The 4,338-nt window shown below is 64.1% G+C and carries 3 protein-coding genes; all 3 read right to left on the bottom strand.

Features of this window, described 5'->3' with window-relative positions; genetic code table 11:
* Window positions 1–12: 12 nt before the first annotated feature.
* The 3 genes from RUW20_RS12465 to dnaE are packed head-to-tail and all read right to left on the bottom strand — an operon-like array spanning window position 13 to window position 4,277.
* Complete coding sequence (locus tag RUW20_RS12465; RefSeq protein ID WP_313952554.1) at window positions 13–507, bottom strand: WbuC family cupin fold metalloprotein; 495 nt, start codon at window positions 505–507, stop codon at window positions 13–15.
* Window positions 504–773 (bottom strand): hypothetical protein, encoded by a 270-nt coding sequence (locus RUW20_RS12460; protein ID WP_313952553.1) that lies wholly within the window; start codon window positions 771–773, stop codon window positions 504–506. Before RUW20_RS12460 ends, RUW20_RS12465 begins: the two co-directional genes overlap by 4 nt.
* Before the next feature lie 30 nt (window positions 774–803).
* Window positions 804–4,277, bottom strand: coding sequence for a DNA polymerase III subunit alpha (dnaE, locus tag RUW20_RS12455; protein WP_313952552.1), 3,474 nt, complete (start codon window positions 4,275–4,277; stop codon window positions 804–806).
* Between the last annotated feature and the right edge of the window lie 61 nt (window positions 4,278–4,338).

Raw genomic sequence — 4,338 nt, 5'->3', positions numbered from 1 at the left:
TCGCCACCGGTTTCAGCCCCTGGCGAAGCGCTCGCTCAGCGACTGCGCGTAGGCCGCTGCTTCCGGCGCGCCCTCGGCCGGTGCCCACGGCGCCTTTTCCGCCGCGTCGAGCGGCAGGTAAGGTCCGGCCTTGGCTTCGAGCATCACCGTCCCGGGCTCGAGGGCCAGCACCGTGTGATAGACAGCGTGCGGAATGTCGACTCCGCATACCGCACCCGTCGCCTGCAGCAGCACCGTCTGCTCAACGTTGCCGACGGCGTCGAAAAAAACGACGCCGAGGCGGCCACGCAGGACGACCATCGTCTCGTCCTTGTGGGCGTCGAGGTGACGGTGCGGCATCAGGTAGGAGCCCGGCTCGATGGCGTTGAGCAGCCGATGGGCGACAGCTGCATCATCCCGGTGGAAATTGCGGTTCTTGCGCTGACGCGGGCTGTGTCGGGCTTCGCCACTGACCGCATCAAGCAGCTCCCTGTCGATCAGCAACGGCTTGCCGGCGGGCGCGCTCATTTGAGGTTCCGGGCCGACAGCAGGAGGACCTGGCCGCCGACGAAAGCGACGTTGATGCCGCGCTGCTCGTCACCCCAGGTGCAGCTGCGCACACCGAGCGCTTCATCGCAGCGCGCCGGGTCACCAAGGACCAGCTTGACCTCGTCGTACGACTGGCCGACCTTCAACCGGTTGTAGTTCTCGAGGCTGGTTTTGCCGGAACAGCCAGGCAACAGCACGGCGGCCAGCAATGGCACGACGGTCCAGCGCAAGCGGCTTGCTTTCATCGACTTCTCCGGTTCGGTAGATCAAGCACCTCAGACATAGTCCACGCTGACATTGTCGCTACTCAACCACTCGCGCAGAGCGACCAGCAGGTCGTCTTCGAGACGCACCCAATTGGCGTCGCCGAAAGCCAGTTCGCAAACCGCCTCGCCGTTACGGTAGGACAGCCGCACCGGGCAATTCCCCGGCGTATAGGGCGCCAGCAGGGTGCGCAGGCGCTGCACGGCGGCGCTGGCGTTGGCACCGCTGGCGTGGCCGTTGAGCGACAGGCGCAGATGGCGGGCAAAGCGACCGCGCGCTTCGGCCAGCGTCAGCAGGTGTTCGGCGACGATTTTCAGGCGGCCTTCGCCGGCGAAATCGTCACGCTGCACCCGCCCTTCGACGATCAGCACCTCATCTTCCCTGATCTTGGCGCGTTCGGCCTCCAGCAACTCGCTGAATACCGACACCTCGAGCGAGCGGGTGCCATCGTCAAGCTGGATGAAGGCCATCTTGCCGCGCGCGGTGAATTTGGTACGCACGCCGACCACCAGACCCGCCAGCAACTGCGTTTCCTTCCTGGCTTCCAGCGCCGCCAGCGGCTTGCGTGCGAAGCGCGACACTTCCGGCTGCAGTTCGGTGAAAGGGTGACCGGAGAAGTAGAAACCGAGGGCCAGCTTTTCTTCATTGAGCTTCTGCCGTTCGCTCCAGCGTGGCACTTCGACATAGCGCGGACCGTGCTCGCCACGATCGTCGCCGGCCGCCTCGAAAATATCGAACAGACTGACCTGCATGGCGTTGCGCTCGGCCTGTTCGGCCGCTTCGATGGCGATGCCGACCGAGGCCATCAGACGCGCGCGATGGTCGTCGAGCGAATCGAAGGCACCGGCACGAATCAGCGCTTCGATGGTGCGCCGGTTGACCATGCGCTTGTCGGAACGGCGGCAGAAATCGAACAGATCCTTGAACGGGCCACTCAGCTCACGCGCTTTCAGGATGGCGTTGACCGCCTGTTCGCCGGTCCCCTTGACCGCCCCGAGGCCGTAGCGAACGGTGCGGCGATCGACCGGGGTGAAGCGGTAGTCCGAGGCATTGACATCGGCGCCGAGGATCTGCAGGCCGTTGCTGACCGCATCGTCGTAAAAGATCTTGACGGTATCGGTCTGATCCATGTCGGACGACAGCGTGGCGGCCATGAAGGCAGCGCAATGGTGCGCCTTCAGCCAGGCCGTGTGGTAGGTGACGACGGCGTAGGCGGCGGTATGCGACTTGTTGAAACCGTACTCGGCAAATTTCTCCATCAGGTCGAACAGCTGCATCACCAGCTTTTCATCGTAGCCCTTGATTTTCGCTCCGTCGCGCATCAGGTCGCGATGCAGGGCCATATCCTCGGCCTTCTTCTTGCCCATCGCCCGGCGCAACAGGTCGGCAGCGCCGAGCGTGTAGCCGCCGATGATCTGGGCGATCTGCATCACCTGTTCCTGATAGACGATCACCCCGTAGGTCGGTTCGAGGCAGGTTTTCAGATCATCGATGAAGTAATCGATCTTCTGCTGACCCTTCTTGCGCAGGATGAAGTCGTCGACCATTCCCGAACCGAGCGGACCCGGCCGGTAGAGGGCGAGAACGGCGATGATGTCCTCGAAACGGTCCGGGGCCAGCTTCCGGACCAGCTTCTTCATGCCTTCCGATTCGACCTGGAAGATCGCCGTGGTGTTGCCATCCTTGAGAATCTGGTAGGTCTTCGGATCGTCGAAGGCCAGCGTCGCCAGATCGGGACGTTCGCCACTGAGCTGTACGACGTATTTCAGGGCCAGCTCGATGATCGTCAAGTTGCGCAGGCCGAGGAAGTCGAACTTCACCAGACCGATCTTCTCGACATCGTCCTTGTCGAATTGCGACACCACCGAGCCGCCGCCGTCCGCCGAATAGACCGGGCAGAAGTCGGTGAGTTTGCCAGGCGCGATCAGCACCCCGCCGGCGTGCATGCCGACGTTGCGCGTCAGGTCTTCGAGGCGGGCGGCGAGGTCGAACAGGTCGCGTACCTCCTCCTCGTCCTCGATCCTGGCCTTCAGCTGTGGCTCGGCGTCGATCGCCCGGGCCAGCGAGAGCGGCTTGTTGGTCTCGACCGGGATCAGTTTGGAGAGCTGGTCGCAGAAGTTGTACGGCAGATCGAGTACCCGGCCGACGTCGCGAATGACCGCCTTCGACGACATGGTGCCGAAAGTGACGATCTGCGATACCGCGGCGACGCCATATTTCTGGCGCACGTACTCGATCACCCGCCAGCGATTGTCCTGGCAGAAGTCGATATCGAAGTCGGGCATCGACACCCGCTCGGGGTTGAGGAAACGCTCGAAGAGCAGGGCATAGCGCAGCGGATCGAGGTCGGTGATTCCCAGGGCGTAAGCAACCACCGAGCCGGCGCCCGAACCACGTCCCGGGCCGACCGGGCAACCGTTGTGCTTGGCCCAGTTGATGAAATCGGCAACGATCAGGAAGTAGCCCGGAAAGCCCATCTCGACGACGGTGTCGGTTTCGAGCTGCAGGCGGGCGTCGTAGGCGGCTCGCTGTGCCGCACGTTCGGCAGCGTCAGGGAACAGTTGCAGGAGACGGATCTCGAGGCCGGCGACAGCTTGCTGGCGGAGAAAATCGGCCAGGGTCACCCCGGGCGGAGTCGGAAAGTCCGGCAGGTAGCTCTGCCCGAGGGTGATCTCCAGGTTGCAGCGCTTGGCGATTTCCAGCGAGTTTTCGAGCGCTTCCGGCAGGTCGGCGAAAAGCGCGACCATCTCGTCGGCCGACTTGAAATACTGTTCTTCGGTATATAGCCGCGGGCGCCGGACATCGCCGAGCATATAGCCCTCGGCAATGCATACCCGCGCCTCGTGCGCCTTGAAATCGTCACGCTCGAGAAACTGGATCGGATGCGTGGCGACCAGCGGCAGCGCCAGATCGGCGGCGAGATCGGCGGTGGCGGCGACCAGAAACTCCTGCTGGGCCTGCCCATGGCGTTGTACTTCCAGGTAGAAGGCGCCGGGGAACAGCGCCTCCCAACGCTGGGCGCGCAGCGCCGCCTGTTCGCGGTTGCCCTGTTGCAGCGCTTCGCCGACGTCACCGGCGGCGGCGCCCGACAGGGCGATCAGACCGTCGACGCCAACATCCTGCAGCATGCGGCGGGTGATCTCGGCCCGTCCGCGTACGCGCGGCGCCACGTAGGCACGCGACAGCAGCTCGCAGAGCTGCAGGTAGCCCTGCCGTGAGCGAACGAGCAGGAGCAGGCGACAGGGGCGATCCGGATCGCTTTCGTTGGCGATGAAGACATCGCTGCCGAGCACCGGCTTGATGCCCTTGTTCCTCGCCGCCGAATAGAACTTGACCAGACCGAAGACGTTCACCAGATCGGTCAGCGCCAGCGCCGGCATCCCGTAGCTGTCGGCGCGGGCAACCGCATCGCCGAGGCGGACGATTCCGTCGGTAACCGAATACTCGCTGTGCAGGCGAAGATGGATGAACGGGGCGTCAGGCATCCGCCCATTTTACCCCGACGCGACAGGCTGAAGGCGCCCATTGCGGAGTGCAGCGTCGTCC

The organism is Accumulibacter sp. (assembly GCF_032229525.1).
Classification (GTDB): Bacteria; Pseudomonadota; Gammaproteobacteria; order Burkholderiales; family Rhodocyclaceae; genus Accumulibacter.
This window is presented reverse-complemented; position numbering and strand designations above follow the sequence as displayed.

What these genes read in the sequence shown, in the direction of transcription:
- RUW20_RS12465 (WP_313952554.1), bottom strand. Translation starts at nt 507, where the DNA reads ATGAGCGCGCCCGCCGGCAAGCCGTTGCTGATCGACAGGGAGCTGCTT.
- RUW20_RS12460 (WP_313952553.1), bottom strand. Translation starts at nt 773, where the DNA reads ATGAAAGCAAGCCGCTTGCGCTGGACCGTCGTGCCATTGCTGGCCGCC.
- dnaE (WP_313952552.1), bottom strand. Translation starts at nt 4,277, where the DNA reads ATGCCTGACGCCCCGTTCATCCATCTTCGCCTGCACAGCGAGTATTCG.